16 protein-coding genes are annotated in these 22,162 nt (G+C 72.1%); 10 read left to right on the forward strand and 6 right to left on the reverse strand.

From position 1 onward, the window contains the following. Positions 1-23 precede the first annotated feature (23 nt). Positions 24-3,074 (forward strand): 1,4-alpha-glucan branching enzyme, encoded by a 3,051-nt coding sequence (glgB, locus tag Q5694_RS16915; protein ID WP_333933883.1) that lies wholly within the window; start codon positions 24-26, stop codon positions 3,072-3,074. Between the two features lie 64 nt (positions 3,075-3,138). On the opposite strand, the gene Q5694_RS16920 is transcribed toward glgB, so the two are convergent. The 4 genes from Q5694_RS16920 to Q5694_RS16935 all read right to left on the reverse strand — a co-directional run bounded on the left by Q5694_RS16920 (position 3,139) and on the right by Q5694_RS16935 (position 8,190). Beyond that, positions 3,139-5,370: a HelD family protein gene (locus Q5694_RS16920; protein ID WP_333933884.1), complete on the reverse strand. Its 2,232-nt coding sequence runs from the start codon at positions 5,368-5,370 to the stop codon at positions 3,139-3,141. Positions 5,371-5,552: 182 nt separating this feature from the next. Further along, entirely contained in the window at positions 5,553-5,867 is a 315-nt protein-coding gene (locus tag Q5694_RS16925; RefSeq protein ID WP_333934084.1) for a thioredoxin family protein, read from the reverse strand. A 17-nt stretch (positions 5,868-5,884) separates the two neighbouring features. Further along, positions 5,885-6,298, reverse strand: a complete 414-nt coding sequence (locus Q5694_RS16930) for a MerR family transcriptional regulator (RefSeq protein WP_333933885.1) — start codon at positions 6,296-6,298, stop codon at positions 5,885-5,887. A gap of 221 nt (positions 6,299-6,519) precedes the next feature. Then, the gene (locus Q5694_RS16935; protein ID WP_333933886.1) at positions 6,520-8,190 is read right to left on the reverse strand and encodes a DHA2 family efflux MFS transporter permease subunit; all 1,671 of its coding nucleotides are present in this window, start codon (positions 8,188-8,190) and stop codon (positions 6,520-6,522) included. A gap of 144 nt (positions 8,191-8,334) precedes the next feature. Here Q5694_RS16935 and Q5694_RS16940 point away from each other — a divergent pair, with 144 nt between their 5' ends. Continuing rightward, positions 8,335-8,964: a TetR/AcrR family transcriptional regulator gene (locus Q5694_RS16940; RefSeq protein ID WP_333933887.1), complete on the forward strand. Its 630-nt coding sequence runs from the start codon at positions 8,335-8,337 to the stop codon at positions 8,962-8,964. 79 nt (positions 8,965-9,043) lie between these two features. Here Q5694_RS16940 and Q5694_RS16945 read toward each other — a convergent pair whose 3' ends face one another. After that, positions 9,044-10,465, reverse strand: a complete 1,422-nt coding sequence (locus Q5694_RS16945; RefSeq protein WP_333933888.1) for a cation:dicarboxylate symporter family transporter — start codon at positions 10,463-10,465, stop codon at positions 9,044-9,046. Positions 10,466-10,650: 185 nt separating this feature from the next. Here Q5694_RS16945 and Q5694_RS16950 point away from each other — a divergent pair, with 185 nt between their 5' ends. From Q5694_RS16950 to Q5694_RS16975, 6 genes are all read left to right on the forward strand, one after another. Next, positions 10,651-12,318, forward strand: coding sequence for a sensor histidine kinase (locus Q5694_RS16950; RefSeq protein ID WP_333933889.1), 1,668 nt, complete (start codon positions 10,651-10,653; stop codon positions 12,316-12,318). Continuing rightward, positions 12,315-13,004 (forward strand): response regulator, encoded by a 690-nt coding sequence (locus Q5694_RS16955; protein ID WP_333933890.1) that lies wholly within the window; start codon positions 12,315-12,317, stop codon positions 13,002-13,004. The genes Q5694_RS16950 and Q5694_RS16955 overlap by 4 nt, the downstream gene beginning before the upstream one ends. A 120-nt stretch (positions 13,005-13,124) precedes the next feature. Next, positions 13,125-14,492 (forward strand): extracellular solute-binding protein, encoded by a 1,368-nt coding sequence (locus tag Q5694_RS16960; RefSeq protein WP_333933891.1) that lies wholly within the window; start codon positions 13,125-13,127, stop codon positions 14,490-14,492. Between the two features lie 13 nt (positions 14,493-14,505). Then, entirely contained in the window at positions 14,506-15,426 is a 921-nt protein-coding gene (locus tag Q5694_RS16965) for a carbohydrate ABC transporter permease (RefSeq protein ID WP_333933893.1), read from the forward strand. Between the two features lie 5 nt (positions 15,427-15,431). Continuing rightward, positions 15,432-16,271: a carbohydrate ABC transporter permease gene (locus Q5694_RS16970; protein ID WP_333933895.1), complete on the forward strand. Its 840-nt coding sequence runs from the start codon at positions 15,432-15,434 to the stop codon at positions 16,269-16,271. Between the two features lie 437 nt (positions 16,272-16,708). After that, positions 16,709-17,443, forward strand: coding sequence for a helix-turn-helix domain-containing protein (locus tag Q5694_RS16975; protein WP_333933896.1), 735 nt, complete (start codon positions 16,709-16,711; stop codon positions 17,441-17,443). Between the two features lie 89 nt (positions 17,444-17,532). Here the strand turns inward: Q5694_RS16975 and Q5694_RS16980 are convergent, their stop codons facing one another. Further along, on the reverse strand, positions 17,533-18,558 hold the full coding sequence (locus tag Q5694_RS16980) for an ATP-dependent 6-phosphofructokinase (protein ID WP_333933897.1): 1,026 nt from the start codon (positions 18,556-18,558) through the stop codon (positions 17,533-17,535). Positions 18,559-18,794: 236 nt separating this feature from the next. On the opposite strand from Q5694_RS16980, the gene pta reads away from it, so the two are divergent. Together pta and Q5694_RS16990 are read left to right on the forward strand one after the other, a co-directional pair. Continuing rightward, the gene (pta, locus tag Q5694_RS16985; RefSeq protein WP_333933898.1) at positions 18,795-20,891 is read left to right on the forward strand and encodes a phosphate acetyltransferase; all 2,097 of its coding nucleotides are present in this window, start codon (positions 18,795-18,797) and stop codon (positions 20,889-20,891) included. Next, positions 20,888-22,102: an acetate kinase gene (locus Q5694_RS16990; protein WP_333933899.1), complete on the forward strand. Its 1,215-nt coding sequence runs from the start codon at positions 20,888-20,890 to the stop codon at positions 22,100-22,102. Before pta ends, Q5694_RS16990 begins: the two co-directional genes overlap by 4 nt. Positions 22,103-22,162 lie beyond the last annotated feature (60 nt).

The raw sequence follows: 22,162 nt of genomic DNA on the forward strand, positions 1-22,162 counted from the left end.
CCCTCGCCCTGGAGGCTCCGCCCGTGACCCCCCGCCCTGAGTCCAGCGGTCCGCGTCCCAAGGGGACGGCCGGGGAGAAGATCCCCGAGCAGCCCACGGCCGCGCAGCAGAAGAGCGCCGCGAAGAAGACGGCGGTGCCGAAGCAGGCAGCGGTGAAGAAGACGGCGGCCGCGAAGAAGGCAGCCGTCAGGAAGACGGCCACTGCCGCGAAGGCGGCGCCCGAGAAGGCGGCCGTGAAGAAGGCCGTCACCAAGAAGGCGGCCGCCGCGAAGGCGACGACCGCCAAGCAGGCTGTGGCGAAGCCGGCCGCGGCCAGGTCCGCGGCCAAGAAGGTGGCCGCGACGAAGACGGCCGCGCGGAAGACCGCGGCGCAGAAGGCGTCCGCCGGACCGGCCACGACCGCCGGACCGGCCACGGCCGCGAAGAAGGCCACGGCGAAGAAGGCCACGGCCACCGGGGCGGCCGCGGTGAAGTCCGCCGCCGAGAAGGCCACCGCGAAGAAGACCACGGCCGAGAAGACTGCCGCCGAGAAGGCCGCCGTCAAGAAGACCGCGGCGAAGAAGACGACCGCCACGGCCACGGCCGAGAGGACCACGACCAAGAAGACCGCGACCAAGAAGACCGCGACCGCCAGGGCCACGGCCACGAAGGCCGCGGCTGCCGCCCCGGCTGCCGCCGGGGCGCCCGCGAGGAAGACCGCGGCGAGGAAGGCGGCCCCCGCGAAGGCCGCGACGGTGAAGAAGGCCGTCAAGAAGGCCGTCGGGAAGACCCCGGCCTCGAAGGCCCCGGGCACGAAGGCTCCGGCGCGGGAGGTCTCCGCCGGGGCGGCGTCCGCGGGCGGGCAGGACACCGCCGCCCAGGTGGTCCCCCCGGAGATGGAGGTCGCCGTCTCCCCCGCCGTCGGTCCCCAGGACCGTGCGCGGCTGCTCGAAGGCGCACACCACGACCCGCACACCGTGCTCGGCGCGCACCCCGTTCCCGGCGGCATCGCCTTCCGGGCGTTCCGACCGTACGCCCTGTCGGTGACGGTCGTCGCCGGCGAGGTGCGGGCGGAGCTGCACGACGACGGCGAGGGGTTCTTCTCGGGGCTGCTGCCGCTGACGGAGGTCCCGGAGTACCGGCTGCTGGTGCAGTACGAGGGGACGCTGCTGGAGACGGAGGACGCCTACCGCTTCCTGCCCACGCTGGGCGATCTCGACCTGCACCTCATCGGTGAGGGCCGCCACGAGGAGCTGTGGAAGGCGCTGGGCGCCCACCCGATGACCCACCAGGGCGTGACCGGCACCCGGTTCGCGGTGTGGGCGCCGAACGCGCGCGGCGTGCGCGTGGCCGGCACGTTCAACTTCTGGGACGGCACCGGGCACGTCATGCGGTCGCTGGGTTCGTCCGGGGTGTGGGAGCTGTTCCTGCCGGACGTCGGCGAGGGCGAGCTGTACAAGTTCGAGATCACCCGGCCCGACGGTTCGAAGACGATGCGTGCCGACCCGCTGGCCCGCCGCACCGAGGTGCCTCCCGCCACGTCGTCGGTCATCACCTCCTCGCACTACGAGTGGGGTGACGCCGAGTGGCTGGAGCGCCGCGCGCAGGCCCCGGCGCACGAGGCGCCGTTCTCGGTCTACGAGGTGCACCTGCCCTCCTGGCGGCCGGGACTGACCTACCGTCAACTCGCCGAGCAGCTGCCCGCGTACGTGAAGGACCTGGGGTTCACGCACGTCGAGCTGATGCCGGTCGCCGAGCACCCCTTCGGCGGGTCCTGGGGCTACCAGGTCACCGGCTTCTACGCGCCGACGGCCCGGCTGGGCACGCCGGACGACTTCCGGTACCTGGTCGACAAGCTGCACCAGGCGGGCATCGGCGTCCTCATGGACTGGGTGCCGGCGCACTTCCCGCGTGACGCCTGGGCACTGGCCGAGTTCGACGGGCGTCCGCTGTACGAGCACGCGGACCCGCTGCGGGCCGCGCACCCCGACTGGGGCACGCTGGAGTTCGACTTCGGGCGCAACGAGGTGCGCAACTTCCTCGTGGCGAACGCCGTGTACTGGTGCGAGGAGTTCCACATCGACGGGCTGCGCGTGGACGCGGTCGCCTCGATGCTCTACCTGGACTACTCGCGCGAACCGGGGCAGTGGACGCCGAACGAGCACGGCGGCCGGGAGAACCTGGACGCGGTGGCGTTCCTGCAGGAGATGAACGCGACGGTGTACCGCAGGGTGCCCGGCGTGGTGACCGTCGCCGAGGAGTCCACCGCGTGGGACGGCGTCACGCGGGCCACCCACCACAAGGGCCCGAGCGGCTTCGGCGGTCTCGGCTTCGGGCTGAAGTGGAACATGGGCTGGATGCACGACTCGCTGCAGTACATGAGCCACGAGCCCGTGTACCGCAAGTACCACCACGGGGAGATGACCTTCTCCATGGTGTACGCCTACAGCGAGAACTACGTGCTGCCGATCTCGCACGACGAGGTCGTGCACGGCAAGGGTTCGCTGGTGTCGAAGATGCCGGGCGACTGGTGGCAGCAGCGGGCCGGGGTGCGGTCCTACCTCGGCTTCATGTGGGCCCACCCGGGCAAGCAACTGCTGTTCATGGGCCAGGAGTTCGCGCAGGGCGCGGAGTGGTCCGAGGTGCACGGCCCGGACTGGTGGCTGCTCGACCCGGGCTACGGGGCGGAGGCGGACCACCGGGGCGTGCGCGACCTGGTCCGCGATCTCAACACCGTCTACCGCGACACCCCGGCGCTGTGGCGGCTGGACACCGACCCGGCGGGCTTCGAGTGGGTCGTCGGGGACGCCGCCGACGACAACGTCGTGGCGTTCCTGCGGCTGGACCCGGAGGGCAACCCCCTGCTGGCGGTCTCCAACTTCGCACCGGTGATCCGCCACGACTACCGCCTCGGCGTGCCCGAGGAGATCCCCGCCTGGCACGAGGTCCTCAACACCGACGCGGCCCGCTACGGAGGCAGCGACGTGACGGCCCCCGACCCGGTCAAGCCGGAACCCCAGCCCTGGCACGGCCGCCCGGCCAGCATCCGCCTGACCCTGCCCCCCCTGGCCACGGTCTGGCTGCGGCCGGCCTGACGGACCGGTGACGCCGCGGTGAGGCCGTACCCGCCCCGGGAGGGACGGGTACGGCCTCGGCGCGTCACGCCAGGGCGTCGGCGAGTGCCTTCGGCAGCGGGCCGGTGTGCACCACGCCGAGCCGCTGGGTGGCCCGGGTCAGCGCCACGTACAGGTCGCTGGTGCCGTAGCGCCCGGGCTCGACGACGAGCACGGAGTCGAACTCCAGGCCCTTGGCCTGGCGCGGGTCGAGCAGCACGACACCGCGGGTGAGGTCGGGTTCCGCGCCCGCCGTGACACCGTCCAGCCGCGCCGCGAGGGAGCGGTGCAGGTCGCGCGGGGCGATCACCGCGAGCCGCCCCTCGGCGGGGGTGAGTTCCCCGGCCGCCTTGGCGACGGCGCCGGGGAGGTCGTCGCTGGCGCGGGCCCAGGGGCGCACACCGGTGGAGCGGACCGAACCGGGCGGCTCGAACTCCGGGTTCTCGGCCCGCACCACGGCCGCCGCGACGTCCATGATCTCCGCCGGGGTGCGGTAGTTGACGCCCAGCCGGGTGTGCTCCCAGCGGTCCTCCACGTACGGGGCGAGGATGCCGGCCCAGGAGCCGACCCCGGCCGCCTCCGCCGTCTGCGCGGGATCGCCGACCAGGGTCATGGAACGGGTCGGGCTGCGCCGCATCAGCAGCCGCCACGCCATCGGCGACAGCTCCTGCGCCTCGTCGACGATGATGTGACCGAACGCCCAGGTGCGGTCGGCCGCCGCGCGCTCGGCGGCGCTGCGGTGGTCGTCCTCCTCGTGCCGCTCCGCGAACCGCTCGGCGTCGATGATGTCGTGCGCGGACAGCACCTCGGAGCCCTCGGGGTCGTCCTCCTCCTTGTCCTCGAACTCGTAGGTCCGGGAGGCGTACGACACGTCCAGCACGCCCTGCGCGTAGGCGATCTGCCGCTCCCGCTCCCGCGCGGCGCGGTCCCGGGCGAGCCGGTCGTCCTGGCCGAGGAGTTCGGCGGCCTCGTCCAGCAGCGGCACGTCCGCGACGGTCCAGTGCCGGGTGACGGGCCGGCGCACGGCGTCGGCGTCCTCGGCGGGCAGGAACTCCTCGGGCGCCGCGAGGAGGTCCGCGACGAGCCGCTGCGGCGTGAGCACCGGCCACAACCGGTCGATGGCCGCCCACACCTCGGGGTTCTCGGCGAGGTCGTCGCGGATCTGGGTGATGTCGCTGGGGTCGAGCAGGCTGGAACCGTCGAAGGGGTCGGTGCCGATCCGCTCGGCGTACAGCTCGGTGAGGGTGTTGAGGATGTGGCCCTCGAAGTGCTCGCGCGCCGCGTTGTGCGGCAGCTTGGCCGCGCGGGTGCGCTCCCGGGCGACGTTGACCAGGCCGTCGTCGAGCATGAGGACCTCGCGTTCGTGCTCGACGGTGACGACCGGGTCGGGCAGCGCCTGCCGGGCGCGGACGGCCTCGGCGAGCACGTCGGCCATGTCCGCGCGCCCCTTCACGGCGGCGGCCTCGGGGGTGTCGGTGGCGGTCGCCTTCACGCCCGGGTACAGCTCGCCGACGGTCGCGAGCAGCACGCCGGTCTCGCCGAGGGAGGGCAGCACCTCGCCGATGTAGCCGAGGAAGGCCGGGTTGGGCCCGACGATCAGCACGGCCCGCTTGGCGAGCAGCTCCCGGTGCTCGTAGAGCAGGTAGGCGGCGCGGTGCAGGGCGACGGCCGTCTTGCCCGTGCCCGGGCCGCCCTCCACCACCAGCACGCCGCGGTGCGGGGCGCGGATGATGCGGTCCTGGTCGGCCTGGATGGTCCGCACGATGTCGCCCATGCGGCCGGTGCGGGCGGAGTTGAGCGCGGCGAGCAGGACGGCGTCGCCGGTGGGGTCCTCGTGTCCGGTGCGCCTCTCGTCGCCGAGGTCGAGGATCTCGTCGTGCAGATGGGTGACGCGGCGGCCCTCGGTGGCGATGTGCCGCCGGCGCCTGAGCCCCAGCGGCGTGTGCCCGGTGGCCAGGTAGAAGGGGCGGGCGACCTCGGCGCGCCAGTCGATCAGGACGGGGGTGCGCTCGGCGTCGTCGTTGCGCAGGCCGATGCGGCCGATGTGGTGGGTGACGCCCGAGGTGAGGTCGATCCGGCCGAAGCACAGGGAGCCGTCCACCGCGTTCAGCGCGGCGAGCAGCCCGGAGCGCTCGGCGACGAGGATGTCCCGCTCGAGTCTGGCCTGCATGGGCGTGTTTCCCTGCGCGAGCGCGTCCGTGACGGAGGTCTCGGCGTCGCCGCGCAGCGCGTCCACGCGCGCGTACAACCCGTCGATGAATTCCTGTTCCTGTCGCAATTCATCGTCCGGAAACTCGGTGTTTGACAATTCCGCTCCCGCCCGGATATACTGTGCTCACTGAACTTCACTGTGACTGCAATGGACTTGAAGTCACGAACAAACGAATATACGCAAGGAAATCCCCCGAGCGCAATTGCTCGGGGGATTTCGCGTGTCCGGGCGGGGCGTCCTCCCGTCCGCTACAGCACGTCGGCCAGCTCCTGCAGCAGCCGCCGCTTGGCCCGCGCCCCGACCATGGCCTTCACCGGCTCCCCGTCGCGGAACACCAGGAACGTCGGCATCGACAGCACTTTGTAGGCGCTGGTCGTGGCCGGGTTGGCGTCCACGTCCAGCCGCACGACCTTCAGCCGCTCGCCCTCCTGTGCGGCGACGGCTTTCAGCACCGGCGCCATCTGCCGGCAGGGCGGGCACCAGTCGGCGGCGAACTCCACCAGCACCGGCAGCCGAGCGCCGATCACCTCGGATGCGAAATCGGCGTCCGTCACCTCGGTCACGCCGTCGGTCACACTGCTCACCTCAGGTCCCCTCCCAGCTCGCACACGGGCTCCGGACCACCCGGAACCTGCGCTTCGGCGGCCAGCTCGGCGCGTGCCAGCTGCCGTGCCACCGTCTCGCGCACGGTGCTCAGCCGGCCGATCAGCGCGTCGAGTTCGTCCAGCTTGCGCCGGTAGACCGCGAGGGACGCCGGGCAGGAGTCGCCCTCGGGGTGCCCGGCGCGCAGGCACTCCACGAAGGGCCGCGTCTCCTCCAGGTCGAAGCCGACGTCCTGGAGCGTCCTGATCTGCCGCAGCAGCCGCAGGTCGCCCTCGTCGTAGGTCCGGTATCCGTTGCCCGTGCGCCGCGCGGGCAGCAGCCCCCGCGACTCGTAGTACCGCAGCGTCCGCGTCGTGGTCCCGGCCCGCGCGGCCAGCTCGCCGATTCGCATGCCGCCGAACGTAGTCCTTGACCCCGGCGTCAAGGCAACGCCCTTCAGCGGGCGGGTGTGGTGGCGGGGCGCGGGTCCCGGTCCGGCCGTCCACGTCGCGCGGCCCGGCAGGGCGGGCCTGCCGGGCGTAGAGCGTCGTACTGGATGTACTCGGCTCTCGCCCGGTGCGGCGAGAGTGCGTGCATGGCGTCGTGAGGCAGGAGGGAATCGTCAGACAGGCCCTAACGGGCCCCGGCGGTCTCCGGTTTCCTCTCCTCGGCGGGCCCGGCCACCGGCTCGTGCCGGCCGGGGAGCAGCAGGGCGACCAGCAGGGTGCCGACGCCCAGGACCACGGCGCCGACCAGGCTGGTGTGCGCGACCGCGTCGGAGAAGGCGGAGCCCACGGCGTCGGCCATCTGCCGCGCCCCGCCCCCGAGTTGCTCGGCCTGCGCGCGCAGGCGCTCCGCCTGCTGGGGGTCGCCGGTGTGGGCCGCCTGCTCGGCAAGCTGCCGCGCCTTGTCGCCGATGCCCCGGGCGACGGCGTACCCGGCGCCGACCGAGTCCTGGGCGCTGTCCAGGGCGGAGGCGGGCAGCTTGCTGCCGGACGTGGCGTCGGACAGGTGACCGGAGTAGGAGGTCGCCAGCAGCGAGCCCAGGACGGCGATGCCCAGGGAGCCGCCCAGTTCCAGCGAGGTGTCGTTGACCGCGCCGCCGACGCCCAGCTCCGACTCCGGGAACGCCCCCATGATCGCGTCGGTGCAGGGCGACAGCGCCAGCCCGATCGCGAGACCGAGGACGATCAGGGGTGCGACGAAGTCGCCGTAGGAGGAGCCGGGCCCGATCCTGGTCAGCAGGGCCAGGGCCGCCGTGCCGCCGGCCATGCCGGCCGTGACGGTCCACTTCATGCCGACCCGGGGTGTGAGGTACCCGGTCAGCGCCGAGCCCACGAAGACGGCGCCGGCCAGCGGCAGCATGCGCAGCCCGGTGTCCAGGGCGTCGTAGCCGAGCACGAACTGCAGGTGCTGGGTCAGGTAGTAGAAGGCGCCGAAGACGGCGAGGAAGAACAGCGCGACGGCGAGGTTGGACCCGGCGAAGCCGCGGTCGGTGAAGCGGCGGACGTCGAGGACCGGACGCGGATGGCGCAGCTCCCACAGCACGAAGGCCACGAGCCCGGCCCCGGCGACGACCGCGGCCGTGACGGCCTTGACGCCCCAGCCGAAGTGGGGACCCTCGATGATCATGTACACGAGCGCGGCGATCCACACCACCGACAGCAGTCCGCCACCGTAGTCGATCCGGCCGCGGTGCCCGGCCCGGGACGGCGGGACGAGGACGAAGGCGCCGACGACGGCGAGGGCCGCGACGGGCACGTTGATGAGGAACGTCGACGACCAGCCGTGCCGCTCCAGCAGGGCCCCGGCGACCAGGGGCCCGGCCGCGATGGCGAGCCCGGCGGTGGCGGTCCACAGGGTGATGGCCTTGGCGCGCTCGGCCCGCGGGAAGGTCGCGGCGAGCAGGGAGAGCGTGGCGGGCATGATCATCGCGGCGCCGGCGCCCATCACGGCCCGGGCGGCGACGACCGTCGCGGCGCTGCCGGCGAGGAAGCCGAAGACGGAGCCGCCGCCGAACACCAGCAGGCCCAGGACGAGCGCGCCCCGGCGGCTGTACTTGTCGCCGATCGCGCCGAGCAGCAGCATCAGCGCCGCGTAGGGGACGGTGTAGCCGTCGATCACCCACTGCAGGTCGGCGCTGCTCAGGCCGAGGTCCTCGGTCATGTCGGGCGCGGCGACGGTCAGGGCCGTGTTGGCCATCACGATGATCAGCAGGCTCAGGCAGAGCACCAGCAGCGCCCACCAGCGGCGTGCGTAGGGCTGGTCCGTCCGGTCGGCCGGTTCGGTCACGACGAGTCGCATGCCAGGGGTCGCCTTCCTCCGATGTGCGCGGCGGTCATTGCACATGAATGTGCAATTGCTCAGTCATGTGCAATGTACGCCTGTTGCACATCGCTGTGCAAACGAGGGAGGCGTCCCCCCGATAGGACGTGCAGAATGGCTGGCATGCCCACCGGTCACCCCGGCCGCGCCCCCGGCCACTCCAGCCGCGCCGACGCCAACCGGCGCCGCATCCTCGACGTCGCCCTGGCCGAGCTGCTGCGCGACCCCGACGCGTCCATGGACCAGATCGCCCGCGCCGCCGGTGTCGTGCGACGGACGGTGTACGGGCACTTCCCCAACCGTGAGGCGCTGATCAGCACACTCGTCGACGAGGCGGTGCAGGCGCTGTCGGTCGCGCACGCGGCGGGCAGGCGGGGCGTGCAGGACCCGGCGGAGGCCGTGGCGCGGTCGGTGCTGGCGGTCTGGGAGCTGGCCGACCGCTACCGGCTGCTGATCGCGCTCGCCCAGCGCACGGTCACCATGCAGGGCATCAGGGAGCGGCTCGCCCCCGTCCGCGAGGCCGCCACCGAGGTGCTGCGGCGCGGGATCGACCAGGGCGTCTTCAGCTCTCCCCTGCCGGCGCCCGCGCTCGCGTACGTGCACGAGCAGATGCTGGTGGCGCTCATGGAGGCGGTGAACGACGGGCTGGTGGAAGCGCGGGAGGCGGGCCGCTGCGCCGCGGTCACCATCCTGACCGCGGCGGGCGTGCCCGCCTGTGACGCCACCGCGCTGGTGGCGAAGCTGAACGACTGAACCGCGGGTGGTACCGACCGGGCGGCTGAGCGACGGGGGGGGCACCCGGCCGCCCGGCGTCTGCGGGGCGAAGCGGCCCTCAGGCCTTCGCCAGCTCCTTCTCACCGCCCTGCCCGGGCGCCTCCTCGACCGGGCCGTCCGCCGCCGGGTCGTCCGCGGCCGGGCCGTCGTGCCCGCCGTGCCCGTCGTCCAGCAGCGTCTTCTCGTCGAAGGGCAGCCGGCCGGCGAGGACCTGCCCGACGCGGTCCCGGTCGAGCTCCTTGGTCCAGGTGCCGATCAGCACGGTGGCCACGGCGTTGCCCGCGAAGTTCGTCAGGGCGCGGGCCTCGCTCATGAACCGGTCGATGCCGACGATGAGGCCGATGCCGTCCACCAGGGCCGGCTTGTGCGACTGCAGACCACCGGCCAGGGTCGCGAGGCCGGCGCCCGTGACACCGGCGGCGCCCTTGGAGGCGACCAGCAGGAAGAGCAGCAGCGGGATCTGCTCGCCGACGGACATCGGGGTGCCCATGGCGTCGGCGATGAACAGCGAGGCCATGGTCATGTAGATCATGGTGCCGTCGAGGTTGAAGGAGTAGCCGGTCGGGACGGTGATGCCGACCACCGGCTTGCTGACGCCCAGGTGCTCCATCTTGGCGATGAGCCGCGGCAGCGCGGACTCGGAGGAGGACGTGGACAGGATCAGCAGGAACTCGCGGCCCAGGTACTTGAACAGCGTGAGGATGTTCAGGCCGGACACGACGCGCAGCAGGGCGCCGAGCACCAGGAAGACGAAGAGGAAGCAGGTGACGTAGAAGCCGAGCATCAGCACGGCGAGGCTCTTGAGCGCGTCCACGCCCGCGGAGCCGGTGACGGCGGCGATCGCGCCGAAGGCGCCGATGGGGGCGGCCCACATCACCATCGCCAGGATGCGGAAGACGAGCCGCTGGATGTGCTCGATGCCGCGCAGGATCGGCCGGCCGGCCGCGCCCATGCCCTGCAGCGCGAAGCCGGCGAGCAGGGCGATCAGCAGGGTCTGCAGGACCGACTCGCTGGTGAAGGCCGACACGATCGTGGTCGGGATGATCCCCAGCAGGAACTCCGTGGTGTCCTTGGCCTCGGAGTCGATCTGCGCGTGCCCGGCGTCCTTGACCGCGTCGGTCACCGCGAGGCCGGTGCCCGGCTCCAGGATGTTGCCGACGACCAGGCCGATGGCCAGTGCCACCAGCGACATGACCATGAAGTAGCCCAGGGCGATGCCGCCGACGGCACCCACCTTGGCGGCCTTGCGGACCGAGCCGATGCCCAGCACGATCGTGCAGAAGATGATCGGCGAGATCATCATCTTGATCAGGGCCACGAACCCGGTGCCGATGGGCTTCAGCTCCTGCGCGAAGTCCGGAGCGGCCAGGCCCACCGCGATACCGGCGGCGACCGCGATGATCACCGCGATGTAGAGGTAGTGCGTGCGGTCCCGCTTGGCTGGGGGTGCGGCAGGTGCCGTATCGGCTGCGCTGGTCACGGCGGCCCTCCTAGACGACGTCGTCGGCATCACCGGCGTGCGGCTCACGTCCGGGGAACTCCGGGGAACAGCACGAGGCGCCCGGAGATGCGTTGTGGGGAATGCCGTGACTATGTCGTGGGCTGTGAGCGCGGTCACCCTTCCGTTCATTTAGTTCACAATCGGCCACGGTGCAGACTGACGGCATGCGCCTCACCGTCCCCCGCCCCCGCAGCCTGGCGGGGCAGCTCTTCGCCATGCAGGCCGTGCTGATAGCGGTCGTCGTGGCCGGATACGCGCTGTTCACCTACGTCAGCGACCGCAGCCAGGCGGAGGAGGCCGCGGCGCGTCAGGCCAGGGCGGTGGCCCGTTCCGTCGCGGACTCCCCCTCCGTGCTCTCGGCGGCCCGCACCCCCGATCCGACCGCCGAGCTGCAGCCGTACGCGCTGAAGGTCATGCGGGACACCGAGGTCGACTTCGTCACGATCATGGATCCGCGGGGCATCCGCTGGACCCATCCCGATCCACGGCAGATCGGGCAGACCTTCCAGGGGCACACCGAGCGCGCCCTGCGGGGCCAGACCTTCACCGAGACCTACACCGGCACGCTCGGCCCGTCGGTCCGCGCGGTCACCCCGATCCGGGACGGCGACAGGGTGGTCGGGCTGGTCAGCGCGGGCATCCGGGTCGAGCAGATCACGCAGCGGGTGCAGGAACAGCTCACGGCCCTGCTGGGCGTCGCGGCCGGCGCGCTGCTGCTGGGCGCGGTCGGCACCTACGTCGTCAACGCCCGGCTGCGCCGCCACACCCACGGGATGAACGCGAGCGAGCTGAGCCGGATGCACGACTACCATCAGGCCGTCCTGCACGCGGTGCGCGAAGGGCTGCTGATGCTGGACGGGCAGTACCGTGTGGCGCTGATCAACGACGGGGGGCGTGAGTTGCTCGGCGTGGCGGGGGACGTGGTGGGCAGGTCGGTGGCGCAGCTGGGGCTGCCCGCACCGCTCACCGGTGCGCTGCTGGCGTCGGAGCCGCGGGTGGACGAGGTGCATCTGACGGCGTCCCGTGTGCTGGTGGTCAACACCTCGCCGGTGTCGGGCGGGGAGCGGCGCGGCACGGTGGTCACCCTGCGCGACGTCACCGAACTGCAGTCGCTGATGGGCGAGCTGGACTCCGAGCGGGGGTTCACCCAGGCGTTGCGCTCGCAGGCGCACGAGGCGGCGAACCGGCTGCACACGGTCGTCTCGCTGATCGAACTGGGCCGGGCGCAGGAGGCGGTGGAGTTCGCCACGGCCGAGCTGGAGCTGGCGCAGGCCCTGACCGACCAGGTCGTGGCGGCGGTGAGCGAGCCGGTGCTGGCGGCGCTGCTGCTGGGCAAGACGGCCCAGGCGAACGAGCGGGGCGTGGAGCTGGTGGTGTCGCAGGACAGCAGCCTCGACGACGGTCTGCTGCCCGACACCCTGCCCGCCCGGGACCTGGTGACCATCCTGGGCAATCTGATCGACAACGCGGTGGACGCGGCCCAGGGCACCGTGCGAGCGCGGGTGACGGTCACGGCCCGCACGCAGCGCCCCGCGACCGGCCCGGAACTGGTGCTGCGGGTCTCGGACACCGGCCCGGGCGTCGACCCCGCGCACGCCGAGGCGGTGTTCGAGCGCGGTTTCTCGACCAAACCGGCGGGCCCGGGCGGCCGGGGCCTGGGACTGGCACTGGTCCGGCAGACGGCCCAGCGGCACGGCGGCTCGCTCACCGTGGCGGAGGCCGACGGGGGCGGAGCCGAGTTCGAGGTACGGCTGCCGCTGCGGGAGCCGGGGACGGGCGGGGGCGTGACCTCCACGGCCCCGGCGGGCCGAGGCGCCGGAGGCGACGCATGACGAGCAGCGACAAGGCCATCCGCGTCCTGGTCGTGGAGGACGACCCGGTCGCCGCCGACGCGCACGTCCTCTACGTCGGCCGGGTGCCCGGGTTCGTCGCCGTGGGCAAGGCCCACACGGGCGCGGAGGCCCGCCGGGTGCTGGAGCGCACCCCGGTCGACCTGCTCCTGCTCGATCTGCACCTGCCGGACGTGCACGGACTGCAACTGGCTCGCTCCCTGCGGGCGGCCGGGCACCAGGCCGACGTGATAGCGGTGACGTCGGCCCGCGACCTGGCCGTCGTGCGCGAGGGCGTCTCGCTCGGGGTGGTGCAGTACGTGCTGAAGCCGTTCACCTTCGCCACCCTGCGCGACCGGCTCGCGCGGTACGCCGAGTTCCACGCGGCGGTCGGCGAGGCGAGCGGGCAGGACGAGGTGGACCGGGCGCTCGCGGCCCTGCGCGCACCCGGACCGGCCGCCCTGCCCAAGGGACTGAGCGCACCGACCCTGGAGCGGGTGACCCTCGCCCTGCGCGACAGCGCCGAGGGGCTGACGGCCGCCGGGGTCGCCGAGAGCGTCGGCATCTCCCGTATCACCGCCCGCCGTTACCTGGAGCACCTGGTCGACGCGGGCCGCGCGGCCCGCCGTCCGCAGTACGGCACGGTGGGGCGGCCCGAGCTGCAGTACCGCTGGGTCACCGGCCCGTGACGGCCCATCAGCCGGCGATCGGGCCCCCGCAGACGCATTGACCTGACCAGACCACTCGACCTAGGTTCACGACGCAGCCGTCCCGGCCACAACGAAGTGCGCCCGCAGGAGGTCGTGCCCGTGCGCCCCACCGCCGCCCTCACCCCCCTCGTCGCCCTGGTCGTCGCCGCCTCCGCCCTCACCGCCTGCGGCGGGGGTTCCGGCAGCGACCCGGACACCGTGAAGGTCTCCTTCAAGCAGTCCACGGACAACTCCGTGAAGGTGATGGACACCTATCTCGCGGACATCAGGAAGCAGTTCGAGAAGGCCCACCCCGGCAAGAAGGTCGAACTGGTCCCGATCAAGGCCCCGGACTCGGAGTACTACACCAAGCTCCAGCAGATGCTCCGTTCCCCCAAGACCGCCCCGGACCTGGTCTACGAGGACACGTTCCTCATCAACTCGGACATCACCAGCGGCTACTTGAAGCCGCTCGACGCGTACCTCGCCAAGTGGCCGGACTGGAACCGGTTCATCGACACGGCCAAGGCCGCCGCCAGGGGCGAGGACGGCAAGACCTACGGCGTGCCCGACGGCACCGACACCCGCGGACTCTGGTTCGACAAGGACGTCTTCGCCGAGGCCGGCCTTCCCGCCGACTGGCAGCCGAGGACCTGGAAGGACATCCTGACGGCCGCCCGCGCCGTCAAGAAGAAGGTTCCCGGCGTCATCCCGCTGAACGTCTACACAGGCAAGCCCGTCGGCGAGGCCGCCACCATGCAGACCTTCGAGATGCTGCTCTACGGCACCGGCGACGGCAGCACGGACCCGCTCTACGACAAGTCGAGCAAGAAGTGGATCGCCGGCGGCCGGGGTTTCGAGGACGCCCTCTCCTTCGTCGAGACGGTCTACCGGGAGGGACTCGGCCCCGACGTCTCCGACGCCCTCGACCCCAATGTCATGACCCGGGTGCGCGGCGAGTGGCTGCCGCAGGGCAAGCTCGGCATCGCCCTGGACGGCTCGTGGCTGCCGCAGGACTGGCTGCCCGGCAGCGGCCACGAGTGGCCCGAGTGGTCGAAGGAACTGGGCCTGGCCGCCATGCCCACCCAGCACGGCCAGGCGCCCGGCAAGGTGAGCATGTCGGGCGGCTGGACCTGGTCGATCCCGGCCAAGGCCGGCAACCCCGACCTGGCCTTCGAGTTCATCAAGACGATGCAGTCCAAGGCCAACGCCCGGAAGTGGTACGTCGCCAACTCGGGCATCGCCGTCCGTGAGGACGTCGCCGAGGACCCCGCGTACGTCGACGCCCAGCCCGGCATCGAGTTCTTCACGGACCTGGTGGCGCACACCCACTACCGCCCCGCCTACCCCGCGTACCCCCAGGTCTCCACGGCCGTCCAGGAGGCGATGGAGAGCGTCACCACGGGCGACGCCTCGGTGGAGGAGGCGACCGCCGCCTACACCGAAGCCCTCAAGGAGGCCACGGACGGCCAGGTGACCGAACGGTGAGCGAGGGCCTCGCATGACCGCCACCGCACCGCACCCGCGCCTCACCAAGACGTCCCCGGACGTCCGCCCGGCACACGGCCCCCGCCTGCCGGTGCGGGCCCTGCCCCTTCTCCCCGCGGTCGTCCTGCTGCTGCTCTTCCTCGCCGGGCCGATCGGCTACTGCGTCTGGATCGCCTTCACCGACCTGAAGCTCACCGGCCAGGCCCAGGAGTCGTTCGTCGGCTTCGGCAACTTCGCCCGGGCCTTCGAGGACGAGGCGTTCCTCAACGCCGTGTGGCTGACGCTGGTGTTCACGGTCCTGTCGGCCCTGGCCGGGCAGAACACGCTGGGCCTGGCCCTCGCCGCGCTGATGCGGCGCGCGTCGAAACCGGTGCGCACCCTCACCGGAGGCATCGTGGTCACGGCGTGGGTGCTGCCGGAGGTGGTGGCCGGCTTCCTGCTGTACGCCTTCTTCCGCCGCGAGGGCACGCTGAACGCCGTGCTGGAGTGGCTGCACCTGCCGTCCCAGAACTGGCTGTTCACCCTGCCGATCCTGGCGGTGTCCTTCGCCAACGTCTGGCGCGGCACGGCCTTCTCGATGCTGGTCTACTCGGCCGCGCTGAACGAGATCCCGCAGGAGATCACCGAGGCGGCCGAGGTCGACGGGGCGGGCGGCTGGCGCCGCATGTGGTACATCACCCTGCCGATGATCCGCCGGTCCATCGGCACGAACCTGATGCTCAACACCCTGCAGACCCTGTCGGTCTTCGGGCTGATCTGGGTGATGACCAGGGGCGGCCCGGGCGGCAGGAGCCAGACGCTGCCGCTGTTCATGTACGAACAGGCCTTCCAGAACAGCCTGATCGGCTACGGCACCGCGGTGGCCCTGCTCCTGCTCGTGGTCGGCTCCCTGTTCTCCCTGGTCTACCTGCGCCTGCTGCGGACGGAGGTGTGACGCCCGTGCCGCACACCCTCGCCTCCCGCCGCGCCGCCCGCCGGCTGGCCGCCGACGCGGGACTGCTGGCGGTCGCCGCCGCGTTCGTCCTGCCCCTGGCCTGGGTCGTCCTGTCCGCCCTCGACCCGCACGCCGGCCTCAGGGTGAAGGCACCCGACGGGGTGACCCTGGACCACTTCGACGCGATCCTGACCTCCGAGATCACCTTCACGCCCTTGCTCAACAGCCTCGTCCTGTGCGGCGGGGCGACCCTGCTGACCGTGGCCTGCGCGGCCCTGGCCGCCTATCCGCTGTCCCGGTTCCGCTCCCGCTTCAACCGGCCGTTCCTGCTGACGACCCTGTTCGCCACGAGCCTGCCCATCACGGCGATCATGGTGCCGGTCTACGCGCTCTTCGTCCGGGTGGATCTGATCGACACCGTGCAGGGCACCGTCTTCTTCTTCGCCGCCTCCCAACTGCCGTTCGCCATCTGGCTGATGAAGAACTTCATGGACGGCGTCCCGAAGGAGCTGGAGGAGGCGGCCTGGACCGACGGCGCGTCGGCCCCGCAGTCGCTGCTGCGGATCGTGCTGCCTTTGATGGGCCCGGGCGTGGCCGTGGTGACGGTGTTCTCCTTCGTCATGATGTGGGGCAACTTCTTCGTCCCCTTCATGCTCCTGCTCACCCCCGACCGGATGCCGGCGTCGGTCAGCATCAACGACTTCTTCGGCAACCGCGGCATGGTGGCCTACGGGCAGCTGGCGGCGTTCTCGATCGTGTACTCGACGCCGGTGATCCTCCTGTACGTCCTCATCGCCCGCCGGCTGGGAGGAGGCTTCGCCCTGGGCGGGGCGGTGAAGGGCTGACGGATCTCGCCCCGGGGCGAGGCGGTGAAGGGTGTCCGCGCCCGGCCGCCCGGGGTACGGATCGCGCCGCGGACCGCCGTCCTCCGTCCGTGCGCAAGGGGTTGACGACGGCGCACCCGTCTTCGATTCCCGCCCGCGCGGACGACCCCGCCCCACCCGCTCCCCGGACGGGCGCCGTGCGCCGACGGGAAGCCGGACCTGCACACCGTTGACGCATATGCCCATTGAGCTTGCCGTTCTCGCGTCCGGGGCGCTCGCGCGCCCGCGCGCACCGGCTCGCGCGCCCTGCCCGGCCGCACACCCGTCCCTCCGACAGGCGCTCGGCAGGCGCTCCCCCACGCCACCCGAACCGGTGAGTAGCCGTACGTTCCTACAATCCGTGATCCTGGCCGAACTGACCGTAGTCGAGGCGGTCGCGCGCCCCTAGCTTGTGGCCCGTGCGCCGACCATCACCCCGTCCGAGCGATCCCCCTGCCGCGACCCCGTCCCCGCCCTTCGACGCCTCCGCGGCCCGCCGCCTGCGGGCCGCCCTCGGCATGGCTCCCGAGCATGTCGCCCACGGCATGCGGGTCTCCTACGGGCACGCCCACGTCACCCCCGACCACGTCATCGCCTGGGAGCGCGGGCTGGCCGCCCCCGCGGCCTCCGAACTCACCGCCCTGGCGGGCGTGCTGTGGTGCTCGCCCGCCGAACTCATCGGCAGGCCGCGCACGCTGCGCGAACACCGCATCGCGCGCTGCCTCGCGCCCGAGGACGTGGCCCGCGCCGTGGGACACGACCTGCACGCCTATCTGCGGATGGAGGAGACCGACCACTGGCGCGGGACCGAGCGCCAGTCGACGGCCCTGGCCGAGGTGCTCGACCTCGGCCTGGCCGACTTCGTCACCGTCACCGGACGCGAGCGCAGACTCGGCGAACTGCTGCGCAGCGCGGCCACCACCCGCTGGCAGGCGTACGTGCGCCCGGTGGCCCGGCTGGTGCCGCTGACCCGGCGGTCGCTGGAGGCGGCCCTGCACGGTCTGCACGAGGACTACCAGGGGCACATGGCCGCCACCCTCAGCTGGGGCGGCGGCAGCGGTGACGCGGGCGGCGCCGGCCAGGACTTCCTGGAGCGGATCGTCGAGCACTTCTGGACGAAGCTCCAGGACGACGGCCGCAGGGAGGTCACCTGACGCCGCCCCCTGGCAGGCAGACGGACCGCCCGGCAGGGCGTCGGGCCCGGCGGGCCTGACCCGGCCGGGCCCGACGGGGCCGCCAGGGTCTAGAAGACCGACTCGGCCTCGTCCATGCGGTCCTTCGGCACCGTCTTCAGCTCGGTCACGGCCTCCGCGAGCGGCACCATCACGATGTCCGTCCCGCGCAGCGCGGTCATGTGGCCGAACCGGCCCTGGTGCGCGGCCTCCACCGCGTGCCAGCCGAACCGGGTGGCGAGCACCCGGTCGTAGGCGGTGGGAACACCGCCGCGCTGGACGTGGCCGAGGATGACCGGCTTGGCCTCCTTGCCCAGGCGCCGCTCCAGCTCGTGGGCGAGGGCCGTGCCGATGCCCTGGAAGCGCTCGTGGCCGAACTTGTCTATGGCGCCCTTGCCGTAGTCCATGGAGCCGTCGGCCGGGTGAGCGCCCTCGGCCACGCAGACCACGGCGAACTTCTTGCCGCGGGAGAAGCGCTCCTCGACCATCTTCACCAGGTCGGCCGGGTCGAACGGGCGCTCCGGCAGGCAGATGCCGTGCGCACCGGCGGCCATGCCGGACTCCAGGGCGATCCAGCCGGCGTGGCGGCCCATGACCTCGACCACCATCACCCGCTGGTGGGACTCGGCGGTGGTCTTCAGGCGGTCCATCGCCTCGGTGGCGACGCCGACCGCGGTGTCGAAGCCGAAGGTGCGGTCGGTGGAGGAGATGTCGTTGTCGATCGTCTTGGGCACGCCCACGACCGGCAGGCCCGCGTCGGAGAGCATGCGGGCCGCCGTGAGGGTGCCCTCGCCGCCGATCGGGATCAGCGCGTCGATGCCGAACTGGTGGATCATGTCCGAGGCGTTCTCGCAGGCCTCGCGGAGCCGGTCGCGCTCCAGCCGCGACGAGCCGAGGATCGTGCCGCCGCGGGCGAGGATGCCGCTGACGGACTCCAGGTCGAGGTTGCGGTAGCGCCCGTCCAGCAGCCCCGCGTACCCGTCTTCGAACCCGATGACCTCGTCGCCGTAGTTGTCGACCGCCCGGTGCACGACCGACCGGATCACGGCGTTCAGTCCGGGGCAGTCGCCGCCTGCGGTGAGAACTCCGATACGCATCGTGCTGTGTCTCCTGCTCGCTGTTGACGCCGGTGAGCCACTGCCGATTGTTTCACGCCCCGCACCCCGCCGGGGAACCCCGATCTGACGGGCGCCTTATATAGCCGCAGAGGTATTGTCAAGAGGGTTCTGCTCACCTCGGTGGGCGATTTTTGTGCCTCTGGCTGGATAGCCGTGAAGCAGGGCCGCCACCCTTGGCCGCACACCCCCCACTCGAGACGAAACGGAGAGCGCGCGTGACCCGCAGCGTGTACGTGACCGGCATCGACCGCGGCGACGGCCGCCAGGTCGTCGAACTGGGGGTCATGGAACTCCTCACCCGGCAGGTCGACCGGGTCGGCGTCTTCCGGCCCCTGGTGCACGACGGGCCCGACCGCCTCTTCGAGCTGCTGCGCGCCCGCTACCGCCTCACCCAGGACCCGGCGACGGTCTACGGCATGGACTACCAGGAGGCGTCCGCCCTCCAGGCCGAGGCCGGCACGGACGAGCTGGTCTCCACCCTGGTCGACCGCTTCCACCTGGTCGCCCGCGACTACGACGTGGTCCTGGTCCTGGGCACCGACTACGCCGACACCCAGCTGCCCGACGAACTGTCGCTCAACGCACGGCTGGCCAACGAGTTCGGCGCCTCGGTGATCCCCGTCGTCGGCGGGCGCGGACAGAGCGTGGAGTCGGTGCTCGCGGAGACGCGCAACGCCTACCGGGCCTACGACACCCTGGGCTGCGACGTCCTGGCGATGGTCACCAACCGCGTGGCCCGCGAGGACCGGGACACGATCGCCGCCCAGCTGGACTCCCGGCTGCCCGCGCCCTGTTACGTCCTGCCCGACGAGCCCGCGCTGTCCGCCCCGACGGTCTCGCAGATCAGCCACGCGCTCGGCGCCCGGGTGGTGCTCGGTGACGACTCGGGTCTCGCCCGGGACGTGCTCGGCTTCGTCTTCGGCGGTGCGATGCTGCCGAACTTCCTGAACGCCCTGACGCCGGGCTGCCTCGTCGTCACCCCGGGCGACCGGGCGGACCTGGTCGTCGGCGCGCTGGCCGCCCACAGCGCCGGGACCCCGCCGATCGCGGGCGTGCTGCTCACCCTGGACGAGGTGCCCGGCCGGGACATCCTGACCCTGGCCGACCGCCTCGCCCCCGGCACCCCGGTGCTGTCGGTGGCCGGCACCAGCTTCCCCACCGCCGAGCAGTTGTTCTCCCTGGAGGGCAAGCTCAACGCGGCCACCCCGCGCAAGGCGGAGCGCGCCCTCGGCCTGTTCGAGCGGTACACCGACACCGCCGCGCTGGCCGGTCGCGTCTCCGCGCCGAGCAGCGACCGCGTCACGCCGATGATGTTCGAGCACAAGCTGCTGGAGCAGGCCCGCAGCGACCTGCGCCGGGTCGTGCTGCCCGAGGGCACCGAGGAGCGGGTGCTGCACGCCGCGGAGGTGCTGCTGCGCCGGGGCGTGTGCGAGCTGACCCTGCTCGGGCCGGTCGACCAGATCCGCAAGAAGGCCGCCGACCTCGGTGTGGACCTCGGCGAGTCCCGGCTGATCGACCCGGCCACCTCCGAGCTGCGCGACTCCTTCGCCGAGAAGTACGCGGCCCTGCGCGCCCACCGGGGCGTGACCGTGGAGCTGGCGTACGACGTCGTCTCGGACGTGAACTACTTCGGCACGCTCATGGTCCAGGAGGGCCTCGCCGACGGCATGGTGTCGGGCTCGGTGCACTCCACGGCCGCGACGATCCGCCCGGCCTTCGAGATCATCAAGACCAGGCCGGACGCGGACATCGTCTCGTCGGTGTTCTTCATGTGCCTGGCCGACAAGGTGCTCGTCTACGGCGACTGCGCGGTCAACCCGGACCCGGACGCCGAGCAGCTGGCCGACATCGCCATCCAGTCGGCCACCACCGCCGCGCAGTTCGGGGTGGAGCCGCGGATCGCCATGCTGTCGTACTCCACCGGCACCTCCGGCTCGGGCGCCGACGTCGACAAGGTCCGCGAGGCCACCGCGCTGGTGCGCAGCCGCCGGCCCGACCTGAGGATCGAGGGCCCGATCCAGTACGACGCCGCGGTGGAGCCGTCGGTCGCGGCGACCAAGCTGCCCGGCTCGGAGGTCGCCGGGCAGGCGAGCGTGCTGATCTTCCCCGACCTGAACACCGGCAACAACACCTACAAGGCGGTGCAGCGCTCGGCCGGCGCCATCGCCGTCGGACCGGTGCTGCAGGGCCTGCGCAAGCCGGTCAACGACCTGTCCCGGGGCGCCCTGGTGCAGGACATCGTCAACACCGTCGCCATCACGGCGATCCAGGCCCAGTCCCCGTCCCCGAGCGAGAAGGCGGCCGCCCAGTGAGCCCGACCCGTGTCCTCGTCCTCAACTCCGGTTCCTCGTCGGTGAAGTACCAGCTGCTCGACATGCGGGACGGCAGCCGGCTGGCGGTGGGCCTGGTCGAGCGGATCGGCGAGCAGACCTCCCGGCTGAAGCACACCCCGGCCGGCGGCGGGAGCCGGGAGCGCGGCGGCGCGATCGCCGACCACGACGCCGCCCTGAAGGCCGTCGCGGAGGAACTCGCCAACGACGGGCTGGGGCTGGACTCGCCCGAACTGGCCGCGATCGGGCACCGGGTGGTGCACGGGGGGAAGTCCTTCACCGAGCCGACCGTGATCGACGACACCGTGCTCGCCGAGATCGAGCGGCTCATCCCGGTGGCGCCGCTGCACAACCCGGCCAACCTCACCGGCATCCGCACGGCGCAGGCGCTGCGGCCGGACCTGCCGCAGGTCGCCGTCTTCGACACCGCCTTCCACACGACGATGCCGGAGTCGGCCGCCCGCTACGCGATCGACGTGCGCACCGCCGACGAGCACCGCATCCGCCGCTACGGCTTCCACGGCACCTCGCACGCCTACGTCTCCCGCGCCACGGCGGAGCTGCTCGGCAAGGACCCGTCCGAGGTGAACGTGATCGTGCTGCACCTGGGCAACGGGGCGTCGGCCTCGGCCGTGCGGGGCGGCCGGTGCGTGGACACCTCCATGGGCCTGACGCCTTTGGAAGGGCTCGTGATGGGTACGCGCTCCGGAGACATGGACCCGGCCGTCATCTTCCATTTGATGCGTGTCGGTGGAATGTCCGCCGACGAGATCGACACTCTTCTCAACAAGAGGAGCGGTCTGATCGGTCTGTGCGGCGACAACGACATGAGGGAGATCCGCCGCCGCGTCGACGCGGGCGACGAGCAGGCGCAGCTGGCGTTCGACATCTACATTCACCGGCTGAAGAAGTACATCGGCGCCTATTACGCCGTTCTCGGGCGGGTGGACGCGGTCGCCTTCACCGCCGGTGTCGGCGAGAACGCGGCGCCCGTACGCGAGGCCGCCGTGGCGGGCCTGGACGGGCTGGGCCTCGCCGTGGACCCCGGGCGCAACGCGGTGCGCTCCGACGAGGCGCGGCTGATCTCCCCGAAGGATGCCCGGGTGGCGGTGGCCGTGGTCCCCACCGACGAGGAAATGGAGATCGCGACTCAGACCTACGCGCTGGTAATTGGTTCGGGGAATCACACCTGAGCGGCAACCCGCCCTTTTGTATTTTCCGCCAGACGGAATATTCCGCTGGGAAACAAACCG

This window comes from Streptomyces sp. AHA2 (assembly GCF_036857595.1).
Taxonomy (GTDB): Bacteria; Actinomycetota; Actinomycetes; order Streptomycetales; family Streptomycetaceae; genus Streptomyces.